This window comes from Microbacterium halophytorum, from assembly GCF_002970975.1.
GTDB lineage: Bacteria > Actinomycetota > Actinomycetes > Actinomycetales > Microbacteriaceae > Microbacterium > Microbacterium halophytorum.
Map to the genome: position 1 here is coordinate 193,067 of NZ_PNFA01000007.1, position 12,989 is coordinate 206,055.

Sequence of the window (12,989 nt, forward strand, 5' to 3'; positions counted from 1 at the left end):
TACGGCATCCGCCACCGGCGCGACGATGGGAGCGCCGCGGGCCCGGCGCTCAGAACAGCGTCGGGACCCCGCTGTCGATGCCCTTCATGCCCTCGTAGTCGAGCACGAGGCATTCGATTCCGCGGTCCTCGGCGAGGGTGCGCGCCTGCGGCTTGATCTCCTGGGCGGCGAAGACGCCCCTGATGCCCGTCAGCAGCGGGTCGCGGCCGAGCAGGTCGAGGTAGCGCGTGAGCTGCTCGACGCCGTCGATCTCGCCGCGGCGCTTGATCTCGACCGCGATGGGGGCGCCCTCGGCATCACGCACCATCAGGTCGACCGGGCCGATCGCCGTCGGGTACTCGCGTCGCACGAGCGTCGCGCCCTCGCTCACGCGGTCGACCTGCTCGGCGAGGAGGCGCTGCAGGTCCGACTCGACACCGTCCTTGATCAGGCCGGGGTCGACGCCGAGGTCGTGCGACGAGTCGGAGATCATCTCGTGGATGCGCACCGTGAGCGCGTCGCCCGTCTTCTGGTGGGTCACCTTCCACACCTCGACGACGCCGGCCTCGGCGAGCTCCTCATCCGGCTGCAGCACCTCCGTGCGGCACGGCGGGCTCATCCAGTTCAGCGGCTTGTACGAGCCGCCGTCGGAGTGGATCAGCACGCTGCCGTCGCCCTTCTGCATCAGCACGCGCTTCGCGAGCGGCAGGTGGGCGTTCAGGCGGCCCGTGTAGTCGACCGAGCACTCCGCAATAACAAGTCGCATCCGGATGATCGTAGCTGTGCGGGCCGGGAGCACGCACGCGGCGGGAGAGCACCCAGGCCTCCCCGGGGAGCCCATAGGTTCGGCACCGATAGACTGGATCCACCGCTTGACAACCACCCGCCGCCTGTGAGCCCCGCCGGCCCGACGACGAGGAGATATCCGCATGCTCGTGATCCTCGCCGCGTTCGCAGTGGTCTCCCTTGCGGTCGTGCCGCTCGCGGCGTGGTTCGGATCGCGCGTGTTCTACGTCGCAGCGCTCCTTCCCCTCGTCGGCTTCGTGCACGCGCTCGTTCAGGCGCCCGCTGTCGCGGCGGGGCGCATTCCGTTCGAGACATACGAGTGGATCGGCCCGCTGGGCGTCGAGATCTCGATGCGGATGGACACCCTCAGCTGGGTGATGACGCTGGTCGTGGCGGGCGTCGGCGCGCTCGTGCTGATCTACTGCGCGACGTACTTCCGCGGCAAAGGCGCCGGGCGGGGCCGCTTCGCGGGCGAGCTGCTCGGCTTCGCCGGCACGATGTACGGCCTCGTCCTGACGGACGACATCATCATGCTCGTGATCTTCTGGGAGATCACGAGCGTGCTGTCGTACCTGCTGATCGGCCACTACTTCACCCGTGCCGCCAGCCGCCGCGCCGCGCTGCAGTCGCTGCTGACGACCACGCTCGGCGGCCTCGTGATGTTCGTCGGCGCCGTCATCCTGGCGGTGCAGGCGGGAACCAATTCCATCAGCGGCATACTCGCCGCGCCTCCGACGGGCGCGCTGACGGCCGCGGCGATCGTGTGCCTGCTGGTCGGCGCCTTCAGTAAGTCGGCGATCTTCCCCTTCCACTTCTGGCTGCCGGGCGCTATGGCGGCGCCTACGCCCGTGAGCGCCTACCTGCACGCCGCCGCGATGGTGAAGGCCGGCATCTACCTGCTCGCGCGCTTCGCCCCGGCCTTCGGCGACATCGAGCCGTGGCGTCCGCTCGTCGTGTCGCTCGGCGTGTTCACGATGCTGCTCGGCGGCTTCCAGGCGCTGCGCGAGACTGACCTGAAGCGCCTGCTCGCGTACGGAACGGTCAGCCAGCTCGGCTTCATCACGACGGTCATCGGCTACGGAGCGCGCGATACGGCCCTCGCCGGCCTCGCGCTGCTGCTGGCCCACTCGCTGTTCAAGGCGGCGCTGTTCCTCGTCGTCGGCATCATCGACCGACAGCTGTCCACGCGCGACATCGACGAGCTCAGTGGGCTCGGGCGCCAGGCGCCGACGCTCGCGGTCGTGTCGATCGTCTCGATCGCATCGATGGCCGGAGTGCCGCCGCTGTTGGGGTTCGTTGCGAAGGAATCCGCGCTCGGGGCCATGATCGACGAGGCGGTGGCGGGCGAGCCGTGGGGCTGGGTGGCCCTCGTCGGCATCGTCGCGGGCTCGGCGCTCACGGCCGCGTACGGCCTGCGCTTCATCTGGGGCGCGTTCTGGACGAAGAGGGCCAAGGGCGGGGCTCCGCGGCCGCGCACGGAGTGGCCGGACCCGCCGCTCGACTTCATCGCGAGCCCGCTCGTCCTCGCGGCGCTCACGGCGGCGGGCGGCTTCGCCGCCCCCGCGCTCGACCGCGCCATCGCTCCCTACGCGGACACGGCGCCGGGCGAGCACGGCGCGCACCTCGCCCTCTGGCACGGGCTCGAGCCGGCGCTCGCGCTCTCTGCGCTCTCGATCGCCGTCGGCATCGCCGTGTTCTGGCTCTCCCGCCGCTTCGGCGTCCCGCGCCAGCGGCGCCTCCTGCGGCTGCATGCATCCGACGTGTACTACCTGGTCACGCGTGAGATCGACCGCTTCGCGGTGCTCATCACGCGCGCGATCCAGCGCGGCTCGCTGCCGACGTACGTGGCGCTCGCCTTCGGCGTGCTCGTCGCAGCGGAGGCGACCGTGCTCGTCGCCCACGGCGACTGGGAAGTGAACCTCGTGGCCTGGCACGACCCGGCGCAGCCGATCGCCGCCGGCGCCATGATCGTGGCCGGCATCGTCGCGGTGCGGGCCCGCAAGCGCTTCACGGGCGTCGTGCTCGTGTCGGTCACGGGCCTCGGGATGGTGACGCTGTTCGCACTCTCGGGCGCACCTGACCTCGCCGTCACGCAGGTGCTCGTCGAGACCGTGACGCTCGTCGCGTTCACGCTCGTCCTCCGTCGCATTCCGTCGCGGATGGGGAGCCACCACGGCACGAGCACGCCTGTGCTGCGCGCCCTGGTCGGGGCCGCCGTCGGCGTCACGATGGCGCTCGTCGCGGTGCTCGCGGCGAGCGCGCGCGTCGCGGAACCCGTGTCGACGGCGTGGACCGAGATGGCCTACGAGATCGGCCACGGCAAGAACGTCGTCAACGTCGCGCTCGTCGACCTGCGCGGCTGGGACACCATGGGCGAGCTCAGCGTGCTCGTGCTCGCGGCGACGGGCGTCGCCTCGCTCGTGTTCGTCACGGCCCGCAACGATCGTCTCGCGCAGGCGCGCCGCTCCGTGCGGCGGCGCACCACGATCCGCGAGCGCATGCGCTTCCGGCGCACGCCGCTGGTCGAGACGCAGGACGGCATCCGGATGCAGGATGCGGGGAACTCCGGGGCGCCGCGGGCCTGGCTGCTCGCCGGGTCGAGCATGAGCGCCGCATCGCGGTCGATGATCCTCGAAGTCGTCGTGCGCATCCTGTTCCACACGATCATCGTGATCTCGATCTATCTGCTGTTCGCGGGCCACAACCTGCCGGGCGGCGGCTTCGCGGGCGGCCTGGTCGCAGGCCTCGCGCTGGTGATGCGCTATGTTGCCGGAGGCCGCTACGAACTCGGCATCGCGGCCCCGACCGACGCCGGTTACATGCTCGGTGCCGGCATGGCGATCTCCGTAGTCACGGCGGTCGCGCCGATGCTCGCGGGGCTCGACCCGCTGACGCGCGCCGTGTGGGAGGCAGATCTGCCGCTCGTCGGTCACGTCGAGTTCGTTTCGTCGACGTTCTTCGACATCGGCGTCTACCTCGTCGTGGTCGGGCTCGTGCTCGACGTGCTCCGCTCGCTCGGAGGTGAGGTCGACCGGCAGATCGTCGAGGACGGCGGGCGCCGGTTCCAGCCGGCGGCAGACGGCTACTCGGCGGGAACGCCGTCCGAGAACGCGTCCGCTGTGATCACAGAGCCGGTCGCCGTGCAGCGGCCCGCCGAGGGAGGGGCACGATGAGCGTCTCAGCCTCGTTGGTGGTCGTCATGGCCGTGCTCTACGGCGCCGGCGTCTACGCCATGATGGAGCGCAGCCTCACGCGCGTGCTGATCGGCTTCCTGCTGCTCGGCAACGCGACGAACCTGCTCCTGCTCATCTCGATGGGGTTCCCCGGCGTCTCGCCGTTCTACGGCAGCGACGAACCGCAGTCCGACCCGCTGCCCCAGGCGCTCATGCTCACGGCGATCGTGATCACATTCGCCGTGAGCGCATTCCTCCTCGCCCTGATCTATCGCTCGTGGCAGCTCGGCCAGGAGGACGCCGTCGAGGACGACGCCGAGGACATCGCCCTGCGCGAGCGCGCGACCGAGACGACGACGGTGCTCGACGTCGAGGAGGGCGCCGCCGAGGAGGAGGACGAGGAGCACACCGACTTCTCCGACGACGCCGTCTCGCCGATCACGGCGATCACGCAGACCGCGCAGCCCGCTCGCACCGACCGGAACGGCGGTGGCCGCCCATGAGCCTGCTCGTGCCCCTCTTCGTCGCCCTCCCGCTGCTGGGCGCGGCGTTCACCCTGCTCCTCAGCCGACACCGCCGGATGCAGATCCTGGTGTCGGTCGCGACGCTGTCGGCGACCTTCCTGCTCGCCGCTTGGATGCTCGTCATCGTCGACCAGGGCACGCCCCTCGCCGTCTCGGTGGGCGGCTGGCCGCTGCCGTTCGGCATCGTGCTCTACGTCGACCGCCTCGCCGCTCTGCTCGTCGCGGTCTCGAGCATCGTGCTGCTCGCCGTCCTGCTGTTCTCGATCGGGCAGGGCGCGGCGGACGGCGACGAGGACACCCCGGTGTCGATCTTCCACCCGACCTACCTCATCCTGGCCGCCGGCATCTTCGACGCGTTCATCGCGGGAGACCTGTTCAACCTCTACGTCGGCTTCGAGATCCTCCTGGTCGCGTCGTACGTCCTGATCACTCTCGGATCGACCAAGGAGCGCATCCGGACGGGCACGGTCTACATCGTGGTCTCGCTCGTGTCGAGCATCATCTTCCTCTCGGCGATCGCCGTGATCTACGGCGCCCTCGGCACCGTGAACATGGCGCAGATCGCCGAGCGGATGGGCGAGCTCCCGGACGGGGTCGTGCTGCTCCTGCACGTGCTGCTGCTGCTCGGCTTCGCCATCAAAGCGGCGATCTTCCCGCTGTCGTTCTGGCTGCCTGACTCCTATCCGACAGCACCGGCGCCCGTGACCGCGGTGTTCGCCGGCCTGCTGACGAAGGTCGGCGTCTACGCGATCATCCGGACCGAGACGCAGATCTTCCCCGACAGCGACATCGACCTGGTGCTCGCGATCGCGGCCGTCGCGACGATGGTCGTCGGCATCCTCGGCGCCGTCGCGCAGGCCGAGCTGAAGCGCATCCTGTCGTTCACCCTCGTCAGCCACGTCGGATACATGATCTTCGGGCTCGCGATCAATACGCCAGAGGCCGTCGGCGCGACGGTGTACTACATCGTCCACCACATCGTCGTGCAGACCACCCTGTTCCTCGCCGTCGGCCTGATCGAGCGCTACGCGGGCTCGACCTCGATCCTGAGGGTGAAGGGTCTCGTGAAGGCCGCCCCGCTGATCGCGGCCCTGTACCTGATCCCGGCCCTGAACCTCGGCGGGCTGCCTCCGTTCTCGGGCTTCATCGGCAAGTTCGGCCTGTTCGACGCGGCCGTCGCCGTCGGGACCCCGATCATGTGGGTCTCGGTCGTCGCCGGTGTCCTGACCTCGCTTCTGACGCTGTACGCGCTGATGCGGGCCTGGAACCTGTCGTTCTGGCGCGAGAAGGACGACGAACCGGGTGACCAGGACCGCTTCGGGCATCTCCAGCTCGCGCCGGCCGCCGACACGCTCACGGAGCGCCGCGTCAGCCCGCGCATCATGACGGGCGCCACGATCGGAATGGTCGCCGTGACGCTCGCGCTCACGGTGTTCGCCGGCCCGATCTACGAGGTCTGCGAGCGCATCGGTGAATCGCTTCTGCAGCCGATCTCCCTCGTCGAGCTCGAGGGGGTGGAGCAGGGGACATGACGAACAGGACTCTGAAGAGATTCTGGAACCAGCTGCCGTTCTTCGTGTGGCTCGTCGTGCTGTGGATGATGCTGTGGGGTCAGTTCACCTGGCTGGCCGCGATCACGGGCGTCGGCGTCGCCGCCTTCGTCACGACCGTGTTCCGGCTTCCGCCTGCCGACCTGACGGGCCGCGTCAACGTGTTCTGGCTGGCCGTGTTCATCGTGCAGTTCCTGTGGGAGCTCGTGCACGGCGCCCTCCAGGTCGCGTGGCAGGCGATCGGCCCCGGCACGCCGAGCGCTGCGATCGTGAAGGCGCCGCTGCGCGTCGACGACGACCTGATCATGACCCACACGGCCGTCGCCGTCTCGCTCGTTCCCGGCACGACCGTCGTCGAGGCCGACCGCGGCCGTCGCGTGCTCTACCTGCACGCGATCGGCGTGCGCGACGATGCCGACCTCGACAGGGTGCGGCACAACGTGCTCACCTGGGAGCGGCGCATCGTGCGGGCCGTCGGCTCGCGCTCCGAGCTCGGGGTGTGCCGCGCCAAGCTGCCGCCGTACCTCGAGCGACGCGAGTCGGGGGAGGCTGCGTCATGACCATCGAAGCGGTGCTCATCGCGCTGATCTCGGCCGTGTTCGCGGTCGCGGCGCTGCTCGCGATCATCCGGATGATCAAGGGTCCGTCGATCCTCGACCGCGCGCTCGCGAGCGACGTGCTGCTGACGATGGTGCTGTGCGTCCTCGGCGCCGACGCCGCCATCAACGAGCGCACCGACACGCTGCCCGTCATGCTGATGATCGCGGCGACGGGCGTGCTCGGCACCGTCGCGGTGGCGCGCTTCGTCGCCCGTCGCGATCGCAGCGACGGCACGGAGGCCCGCGGCCCGCGCGACCGCGATGACGCCGAGGCGCCCGGGGGCGCGGCGAACTCGGGGACGCGCGGCGGTGCCGTCGCCGAGCCGACGGGCAGCGGAGCGGCCTCCGACGCGGTGCCGGAGCATCCGGATGCCGGCGGGCCCGACCGGAACGGGGGTGCGCGATGAGCTGGTACCTGGTCGCGCTCGTGCTCGTCCTGATCGGCGCGCTGCTGTGCCTCACGGCGTCGATCGGGCTGCTCCGCTTCCGCGACGTGCCGAGCCGCATCCACGCCGCGACCAAGCCGCAGGTGCTCGGCCTGATCCTGATCTCGATCGGCGTCGCCATCGCGCTGCAGTCCTGGGCCGCCGTCGCGTTCCTGATCCCCGTCGTGATCATCCAGCTCGCGACCGCCCCGCTGTCGGCCCACATGGCCGGCCGGCAGTCGTACCGGAACGGCACGCTCGACTCCGCCCACCTCATCCGGGATGAGCTGGACCGCGACCGCGAGGTGCTGGAGGACGAGGGCTGACGGGTGCGCCTCTTCCTCCGCCGCTCAGCCCATCGCGGCGGCGACCCCCGCGTTCGTGATCTCGCCCGCGCTGACGTTCAGGCCCAGTGCGAGAGCTGGGTCGGCTTCGGCCGCCGCGGTCCAGCCTCGGGCGGCGATCTTCTCGATGTAGGGGAGCGTCGCGTTCGTGAGCGCGTGGGTCGAGGTCGCCGGCACCGCCCCCGGCATGTTCGCGACGCAGTAGTACACCGCGTCGTGCACCGCGAAGGTCGGGTCGTCGTGCGTCGTCGGGTGCGAGCCCTCGAAGCAGCCGCCCTGATCGATTGCGATGTCGACGAGCACGGCGCCCGGCTTCATCCGGCTCACCATCTCATCCGTGACGAGCTTCGGCGCGGCGGCCCCCGGGATCAGCACCGAGCCGATGACGAGGTCCGCGTCCATGAGGGCGTCCGCGACGGCGTAGCGCGTCGAATACCGCGTCTCGAGCCCGTTTCCGTAGCGCGCCTCGAGCTCGGCGAGCCGGCGCAGGTCGACGTCGAGCACCGTGACCCGGGCGCCGAGGCCGAGAGCGTTCGCCGCGGCGTTCTCGCCCGCGGTGCCGCCGCCGATGACGACGACGTGCGCCCTGCCGACACCGGGAACCCCGCCGAGCAGCGACCCGCGGCCGCCCTGCGGGCTCATCAGGTGGTAAGCGCCGACGGTGACCGACAGACGCCCCGCGACCTCGCTCATCGGCGTGAGCAGCGGCAGAGACCTGTCGGGCAGCTGCACCGTCTCGTATGCGACGGCGGTCGCGCCGGACGACACGAGCGCCTCCGTCAGCGGCCGATCGGCCGCGAGGTGGAGGTAGGCGAACAGGGTGAGGTCGTCGCGCAGGAAGCCGTACTCGCTCGCGACGGGCTCCTTCACCTTCACGAGCAGGTCGGCCGCGGCCCAGGTGCTCTCGGCATCCGGCGTGATGACCGCTCCGGCGCGGCGATAGTCGTCGTCGGCGATGCGCGACCCTGCGCCAGCGCCGGCTTGCACGAAGATCTCGTGGCCCCGGTGCGCGAGCGCGTCGACGCCGGCCGGCGTGATGGCGACGCGGTTCTCGTTGTTCTTGACCTCGGTGGGAACGGCGACCCGCATGACGACCTCCTCGTGCGACGGTGACACCCCGACTCTGCCACCGATCGGGCTGCCCCGGGCAGATTCGTGCAGTGTGCCCAGCGCGACCTACTATCGACGCCATGGGGAAGGGCAAGAAGCACAAGAAGAAGGCCAAGGGGCCCAAGAAGGAGTGCTGCAAATCGAAGCCGCGCTGCAAGCGCTGCCCCATCCGCATGCTCGCCGAGGGAACGCTCGACCCGGAGGACGCGAAGAAGCTCTTCCAGAAGTCGCGCAATCGCAAGCAGGCGAAGAAGGAGCACCTGGCGATCCCGGAATGAACGCGAATGCGCCGGGCACCCACTAGCCTCGTCCCATGACGACGGCGCCCTGGACGTTCGTGCGGCTCGGGATGGCCGCCCTCATCGCGGCTGCGGTCGCGACCCAACTGGTCCACTCGATCCGCTTCGCGCTCGCCTCCGGAACGGAGTACGGCTCACACGTCCCGACGATCGTCGCGAACTTCTTCAGCTTCTTCACGGTCGAGTCCAACATCGTCGCCGCCGTCGCGCTCGCGGTCGTGGCGGTGCGCGCCCTCCGGGGGCGCACCGGCCGCGAGCCGGCGTGGGTCGGCACGCTGTTCCTCGCGGCGGCCACGTTCATGACGATCACGGGCCTCGTCTACAACACGCTGCTCCGGTTCGGGCCGGCGCTCCTCGTCGGCAACACGGTGTCGTGGGCCAACGAGGTGATGCACGTCGTCGGGCCGCTGTTCCTGCTGGCCGACGCGCTCCTCGCCCGCCACCGGGCTCTCCCCTGGGGAGCGATCGGGGTCGTGCTCGCCTATCCGATCGCCTGGGTCGGGTACACGCTCCTCCGGGCCGAGCACGTCGTGTCGCCGGCCACGGGCTCCGCCTGGTGGTACCCGTACCCGTTCCTGAACCCGCACGTGCAGGGCGGCTACGGCGGCGTCGCCCTGTACGTGATCGGGATCGCGATCGCGTTCGGCATCGTCAGCACCGGGATCCTCGCTCTCTGGCGCCGGCGGGCGCGCATCGCGGCGGCTGCGCCCGCCGCTGCGTAGGGCTTCCGGGCGGCCGTCCGCCCGGAAGCCCGCGGCACCCGCCGGGTCAGGCGGGCTGCTCGCCGCCGCCCTCCAGCATCCACGGAACGCCGAACCGGTCGGTGAACTGACCGTAGAACCCGCCCCAGGGCGCGGGCCCGAACGGCGCCGTGACGTCGGCGCCGTCGCTCAGCTTCTCGAACGCCGCCGCGAGCTCATCGGCGTCGTCACCCGAGAGGCACACCGTGACGGAGCCGCCCGACGAGGAGGCGTCGCCGCCGTCGGAGCCGTACACGACCGAGACGCCGTCGACGACGAGCGCCGAGTGCATCACGTCCTCGGGGCTCCACTCGTCGTCGCCGCCCTCCATCGGCATGTCCTTGATGCGCACGATGTCGAGTTGGCCGCCGAGCGCGGCCTGGTAGAACTTCATCGCCTCCTCGGCGTTGCCGTCGAAGGTCAGATAGGGGGTTGCCTGCATCGCCATGACTTGCTCTCCTCACCCGTGTGCGGGCCGGTCGGCCCACGGGAGGATCATGGCACGAACCCCGGACACGCGGGAGGGGGTCGCGCACATCGGTGCGCGACCCCCTCCCGGAGAGAGCGATCAGTCGGTGCCGGCGTCGAACGCCGCCGCCTCACCGACCTGGTCGAGCGCCTCGGAGTCGTCGATCGGACCCGCGTGCGAGGTGATCGCCTCGGCGCCGCCCGCCTCCATCGAGCCGATCAGCTCACCCGTCGTGCCGCCGATGAGACCGCGCTGCACGTAGCCCTCGAGGCGGGCGCGCGAGTCGGCGATGTCGAGGTTGCGCATGGTCATCTGGCCGATCCGGTCGACGGGCCCGAACGCGGCATCGCCGACGCGCTCCATCGACAGCTTCTCGCCCGCGTACGACAGCGACTGGCCCGCCGTGTCGAGGATCGTGTAGTCCTCGCCGCGGCGCAGGCGGATCGTGACGGTGCCCGAGATCGTCGAACCGACCCACTTCTGGATCGACTCGCGCAGCATCAGCGACTGGGGCTCGAGCCAGCGGCCCTCGTACATCAGGCGGCCGAGGCGGCGGCCCTGCTCGTGGTAGGTGGCGAGGGTGTCCTCGTTCACGATCGCGTTGACGAGGCGCTCGTAGGCCACGAACAGCAGCGCCATGCCCGGCGCCTCGTAGATGCCGCGGCTCTTCGCCTCGATGATGCGGTTCTCGATCTGGTCGTTCATGCCGAGGCCGTGGCGGCCGCCGATCGTGTTCGCCTCGCGCACGAGCTCGACGGGGTCGGCGAACTCGCGGCCGTTGATCGCGACGGGGCGGCCCTGGTCGAAGGTGACCGTGACGTCCTCGCTGGGCACCTCGACCGAGGGGTCCCAGTACTTCACGCCCATGATCGGCTCGACGGTCTCGAGCGAGACGTTCAGGTCTTCGAGGGTCTTGGCCTCGTGCGTCGCGCCCCAGATGTTGGCGTCGGTCGAGTAGGCCTTCTCCGCCGAGTCGCGGTACGGGTAGCCGTGTTCGACGAGCCACTCGCTCATCTCCTGGCGGCCGCCGAGCTGCGAGACGAAGTCGGCGTCGAGCCACGGCTTGTAGATCCGCAGCGCCGGGTGGGCGAGCAGGCCGTAGCGGTAGAAGCGCTCGATGTCGTTGCCCTTGTAGGTCGAGCCGTCGCCCCAGATGTCGACGCCGTCCTCCTTCATGGCGCGCACCAGGAGCGTGCCGGTGACGGCGCGGCCGATGGGCGTCGTGTTGAAGTAGGTGCGGCCGGCCGACCGGATGTGGAACGCGCCGCAGGCGAGGGCCGAGAAGCCCTCCTCGACGAGAAGCGGCTTGCAGTCGATCATCCGGGACTTCTCGGCGCCGTACTCGAGGGCGCGCTCCGGGATCGAGGCGATGTCGTCTTCGTCGTACTGCCCGAGGTCGCCCGTGTAGGTGTAGGGCACCGCGCCGGCGTCCTTCATCCAGGCGACGGCACAGGAGGTGTCAAGACCCCCGGAGAAGGCGATGCCGACGCGCTCGCCGACGGGGAGTGACTGAAGGACCTTCGACATGCTGACCATCCTACGGGGCGTGCGGTGGGCGCACGATCCGGGTCGGTGTATCCGGATGCGCGGGCTCCGCCGAACGCGCGCTTCAGCCGGCGGGTGGTGCCGTGCCGCCGTCCGCGCCTGCCGCGAGCGCGTACTCCGTGCCGTCGGGGCGGCGCTCGACCATGCCGTAGTCGACGAGGTACCGGCGCAGGATCGCGACGTTGTCGGAGAACGGGCGCACACGCTCGTTCATCTCCTTCTCGGAGACGACCTCGCCGGGCTTCAGCGCGCGCCGCGCCACCCAGGCCAGCAGCTCCCCGCGCTCGGCCTTGCTCATCGGGTACTGCACGATCCGGCCGTTGCGCAGGAAGCGCTCGATGCCGGTGGCCGTGCGGGCGGGCCGCTGGGCGAGCAGCTCGGCGAAGACGCTCGGGTTCGCGGCGAGAGCGCCGTTGTCGCCCGTCGCGATCCCCGAGCCGACGAGGGTCGACACCACGTGCCGGCGCCGTGAAGGTGACAGCTTCGCGAGCTCGCCCTCCGGGTCGGCGCCGAGGAACAGCGCGCCGGCCGCGCGCCGCACGTCGTCGTTGGCCAGCGCGGCGACCACGCGCCGCCAGGCGTTGTCACCGGTCGCATCGGTCATGCAGCCGTACCTTCTTCCTCTTCCGTCGCGCGCCGTGCACGTGCGAGCACGCGGCGCGGCAGCGACCAGGATCGCACAGCGGCGGCCCGCTCCGTGGCATGGTTTCAACAGGAGGTGCCGCGTGGGTGCTGCAGTTGTGTGGGGCGTCGTCGCGGCGGCGCCGCTCGCGCTCGGCGCCGTGCTCGCGCTGTGGAAGGGCTGGCCGCCCGCGTGGCTGGGGCTTGTGCTCGGCTTCGGCGCCGGCGCCCTGATCGCATCGATCTCGTTCGAGCTCTTCGAGGACGGGCTCGCGGTCGCCGGCCCGGTGCCGCTCGTCGTCGGCATGGCGGTCGGTGCGCTGACCTACTACGTCGCCGATCGGCTCGTCGAACGGCGGGCGTCGGCGGCGGCCGGCCAGGGCGGACCGCTCGCGGTCGGGGCGCTGCTCGACGGCATCCCTGAGCAGCTCGTGCTCGGCATCGGCCTCGCCGCTGGCGACGGCGTCAGCATGGCGCTCGTGATCGCGATCGTGGTCTCGAACCTGCCGGAGTCGATCGGCTCCGCATCAGAGCTGCTCGAGGGCGGCATGCGGCGCTCCCGCGTGATGCTGTTGTGGTCGGGGGTCGCGGTCGTCTGCGCGCTCGCGACGGTCGGCGGCTACGCGCTCGCCGATTCGGTGCCCGCCGCCTTCAGCGCGGGTGCCAACGGTTTCGCTGCCGGCGCGCTGCTCGTGATGCTGGTCGACACGATGATCCCGGATGCCCAGCGGAAGGCGAAGGAGAACACCGGCCTGGCGACGGTGATCGGCTTCGCCCTCGCCGCCGGGCTGTCGATGGCGGGCTGAGCGCCCGCGCCACCCGGAA

At 70.7% G+C, this 12,989-nt stretch carries 13 protein-coding genes and 1 pseudogene; 9 read left to right on the plus strand and 5 right to left on the minus strand.

Annotated features, from left to right (window positions below):
* Positions 1–49 precede the first annotated feature (49 nt).
* Positions 50–745 carry an endonuclease NucS gene (gene nucS / locus C0010_RS09245; RefSeq protein ID WP_105566784.1) on the minus strand — a complete coding sequence of 232 codons (696 nt, stop codon included), beginning with the start codon at positions 743–745 and terminating at the stop codon, positions 50–52.
* Positions 746–908: 163 nt separating this feature from the next.
* Between nucS and C0010_RS09250 the strand changes: the two genes are divergently transcribed.
* From C0010_RS09250 to mnhG, 6 genes and pseudogenes are all read left to right on the plus strand, one after another.
* Positions 909–3,938 (plus strand): Na+/H+ antiporter subunit A, encoded by a 3,030-nt coding sequence (locus C0010_RS09250; RefSeq protein ID WP_105566785.1) that lies wholly within the window; start codon positions 909–911, stop codon positions 3,936–3,938.
* Positions 3,935–4,441 (plus strand): Na(+)/H(+) antiporter subunit C, encoded by a 507-nt coding sequence (locus C0010_RS09255; protein WP_105566786.1) that lies wholly within the window; start codon positions 3,935–3,937, stop codon positions 4,439–4,441. Before C0010_RS09250 ends, C0010_RS09255 begins: the two co-directional genes overlap by 4 nt.
* The gene (locus C0010_RS09260; protein ID WP_105566787.1) at positions 4,438–5,994 is read left to right on the plus strand and encodes a Na+/H+ antiporter subunit D; all 1,557 of its coding nucleotides are present in this window, start codon (positions 4,438–4,440) and stop codon (positions 5,992–5,994) included. The genes C0010_RS09255 and C0010_RS09260 overlap by 4 nt, the downstream gene beginning before the upstream one ends.
* Positions 5,991–6,572, plus strand: a complete 582-nt coding sequence (locus C0010_RS09265) for a Na+/H+ antiporter subunit E (protein WP_105566788.1) — start codon at positions 5,991–5,993, stop codon at positions 6,570–6,572. The genes C0010_RS09260 and C0010_RS09265 overlap by 4 nt, the downstream gene beginning before the upstream one ends.
* A pseudogene (locus C0010_RS15260) lies at positions 6,569–6,838 on the plus strand (monovalent cation/H+ antiporter complex subunit F); the annotation flags it as partial. The gene C0010_RS09265 and the pseudogene C0010_RS15260, both read left to right, overlap by 4 nt.
* A gap of 176 nt (positions 6,839–7,014) precedes the next feature.
* Positions 7,015–7,362: a monovalent cation/H(+) antiporter subunit G gene (mnhG, locus tag C0010_RS09275; protein ID WP_105566789.1), complete on the plus strand. Its 348-nt coding sequence runs from the start codon at positions 7,015–7,017 to the stop codon at positions 7,360–7,362.
* A gap of 24 nt (positions 7,363–7,386) precedes the next feature.
* Here mnhG and ald read toward each other — a convergent pair whose 3' ends face one another.
* Positions 7,387–8,469: an alanine dehydrogenase gene (gene ald / locus C0010_RS09280; RefSeq protein ID WP_105566790.1), complete on the minus strand. Its 1,083-nt coding sequence runs from the start codon at positions 8,467–8,469 to the stop codon at positions 7,387–7,389.
* Between the two features lie 101 nt (positions 8,470–8,570).
* Between ald and C0010_RS09285 the strand changes: the two genes are divergently transcribed.
* Together C0010_RS09285 and C0010_RS09290 are read left to right on the plus strand one after the other, a co-directional pair.
* A complete protein-coding gene (locus C0010_RS09285; RefSeq protein ID WP_105566791.1) occupies positions 8,571–8,768 on the plus strand; it encodes a hypothetical protein in 198 nt (65 codons plus the stop codon).
* A gap of 35 nt (positions 8,769–8,803) precedes the next feature.
* Positions 8,804–9,511 carry a Pr6Pr family membrane protein gene (locus C0010_RS09290; RefSeq protein WP_105566792.1) on the plus strand — a complete coding sequence of 236 codons (708 nt, stop codon included), beginning with the start codon at positions 8,804–8,806 and terminating at the stop codon, positions 9,509–9,511.
* Between the two features lie 46 nt (positions 9,512–9,557).
* Here C0010_RS09290 and C0010_RS09295 read toward each other — a convergent pair whose 3' ends face one another.
* From C0010_RS09295 to C0010_RS09305, 3 genes are all read right to left on the minus strand, one after another.
* Positions 9,558–9,977 (minus strand): VOC family protein, encoded by a 420-nt coding sequence (locus C0010_RS09295; RefSeq protein WP_105566793.1) that lies wholly within the window; start codon positions 9,975–9,977, stop codon positions 9,558–9,560.
* Between the two features lie 120 nt (positions 9,978–10,097).
* Complete coding sequence (gene argG, locus C0010_RS09300) at positions 10,098–11,525, minus strand: argininosuccinate synthase (protein ID WP_105566794.1); 1,428 nt, start codon at positions 11,523–11,525, stop codon at positions 10,098–10,100.
* A gap of 82 nt (positions 11,526–11,607) precedes the next feature.
* Positions 11,608–12,147: a DUF2087 domain-containing protein gene (locus tag C0010_RS09305; RefSeq protein ID WP_105566795.1), complete on the minus strand. Its 540-nt coding sequence runs from the start codon at positions 12,145–12,147 to the stop codon at positions 11,608–11,610.
* A 121-nt stretch (positions 12,148–12,268) separates the two neighbouring features.
* Here C0010_RS09305 and C0010_RS09310 point away from each other — a divergent pair, with 121 nt between their 5' ends.
* On the plus strand, positions 12,269–12,970 hold the full coding sequence (locus C0010_RS09310) for a ZIP family metal transporter (RefSeq protein WP_105566796.1): 702 nt from the start codon (positions 12,269–12,271) through the stop codon (positions 12,968–12,970).
* Positions 12,971–12,989: the final 19 nt, after the last annotated feature.

Coding starts and splice junctions, on each gene's coding strand:
- C0010_RS09265 (WP_105566788.1), top strand. CDS start 5,991: ATGACGAACAGGACTCTGAAGAGATTCTGGAACCAGCTGCCGTTCTTC.
- C0010_RS09295 (WP_105566793.1), bottom strand. CDS start 9,977: ATGGCGATGCAGGCAACCCCCTATCTGACCTTCGACGGCAACGCCGAG.
- mnhG (WP_105566789.1), top strand. CDS start 7,015: ATGAGCTGGTACCTGGTCGCGCTCGTGCTCGTCCTGATCGGCGCGCTG.
- C0010_RS09285 (WP_105566791.1), top strand. CDS start 8,571: ATGGGGAAGGGCAAGAAGCACAAGAAGAAGGCCAAGGGGCCCAAGAAG.
- C0010_RS09260 (WP_105566787.1), top strand. CDS start 4,438: ATGAGCCTGCTCGTGCCCCTCTTCGTCGCCCTCCCGCTGCTGGGCGCG.
- C0010_RS09290 (WP_105566792.1), top strand. CDS start 8,804: ATGACGACGGCGCCCTGGACGTTCGTGCGGCTCGGGATGGCCGCCCTC.
- ald (WP_105566790.1), bottom strand. CDS start 8,469: ATGCGGGTCGCCGTTCCCACCGAGGTCAAGAACAACGAGAACCGCGTC.
- C0010_RS09250 (WP_105566785.1), top strand. CDS start 909: ATGCTCGTGATCCTCGCCGCGTTCGCAGTGGTCTCCCTTGCGGTCGTG.
- nucS (WP_105566784.1), bottom strand. CDS start 745: ATGCGACTTGTTATTGCGGAGTGCTCGGTCGACTACACGGGCCGCCTG.
- C0010_RS09305 (WP_105566795.1), bottom strand. CDS start 12,147: ATGACCGATGCGACCGGTGACAACGCCTGGCGGCGCGTGGTCGCCGCG.
- C0010_RS09255 (WP_105566786.1), top strand. CDS start 3,935: ATGAGCGTCTCAGCCTCGTTGGTGGTCGTCATGGCCGTGCTCTACGGC.
- argG (WP_105566794.1), bottom strand. CDS start 11,525: ATGTCGAAGGTCCTTCAGTCACTCCCCGTCGGCGAGCGCGTCGGCATC.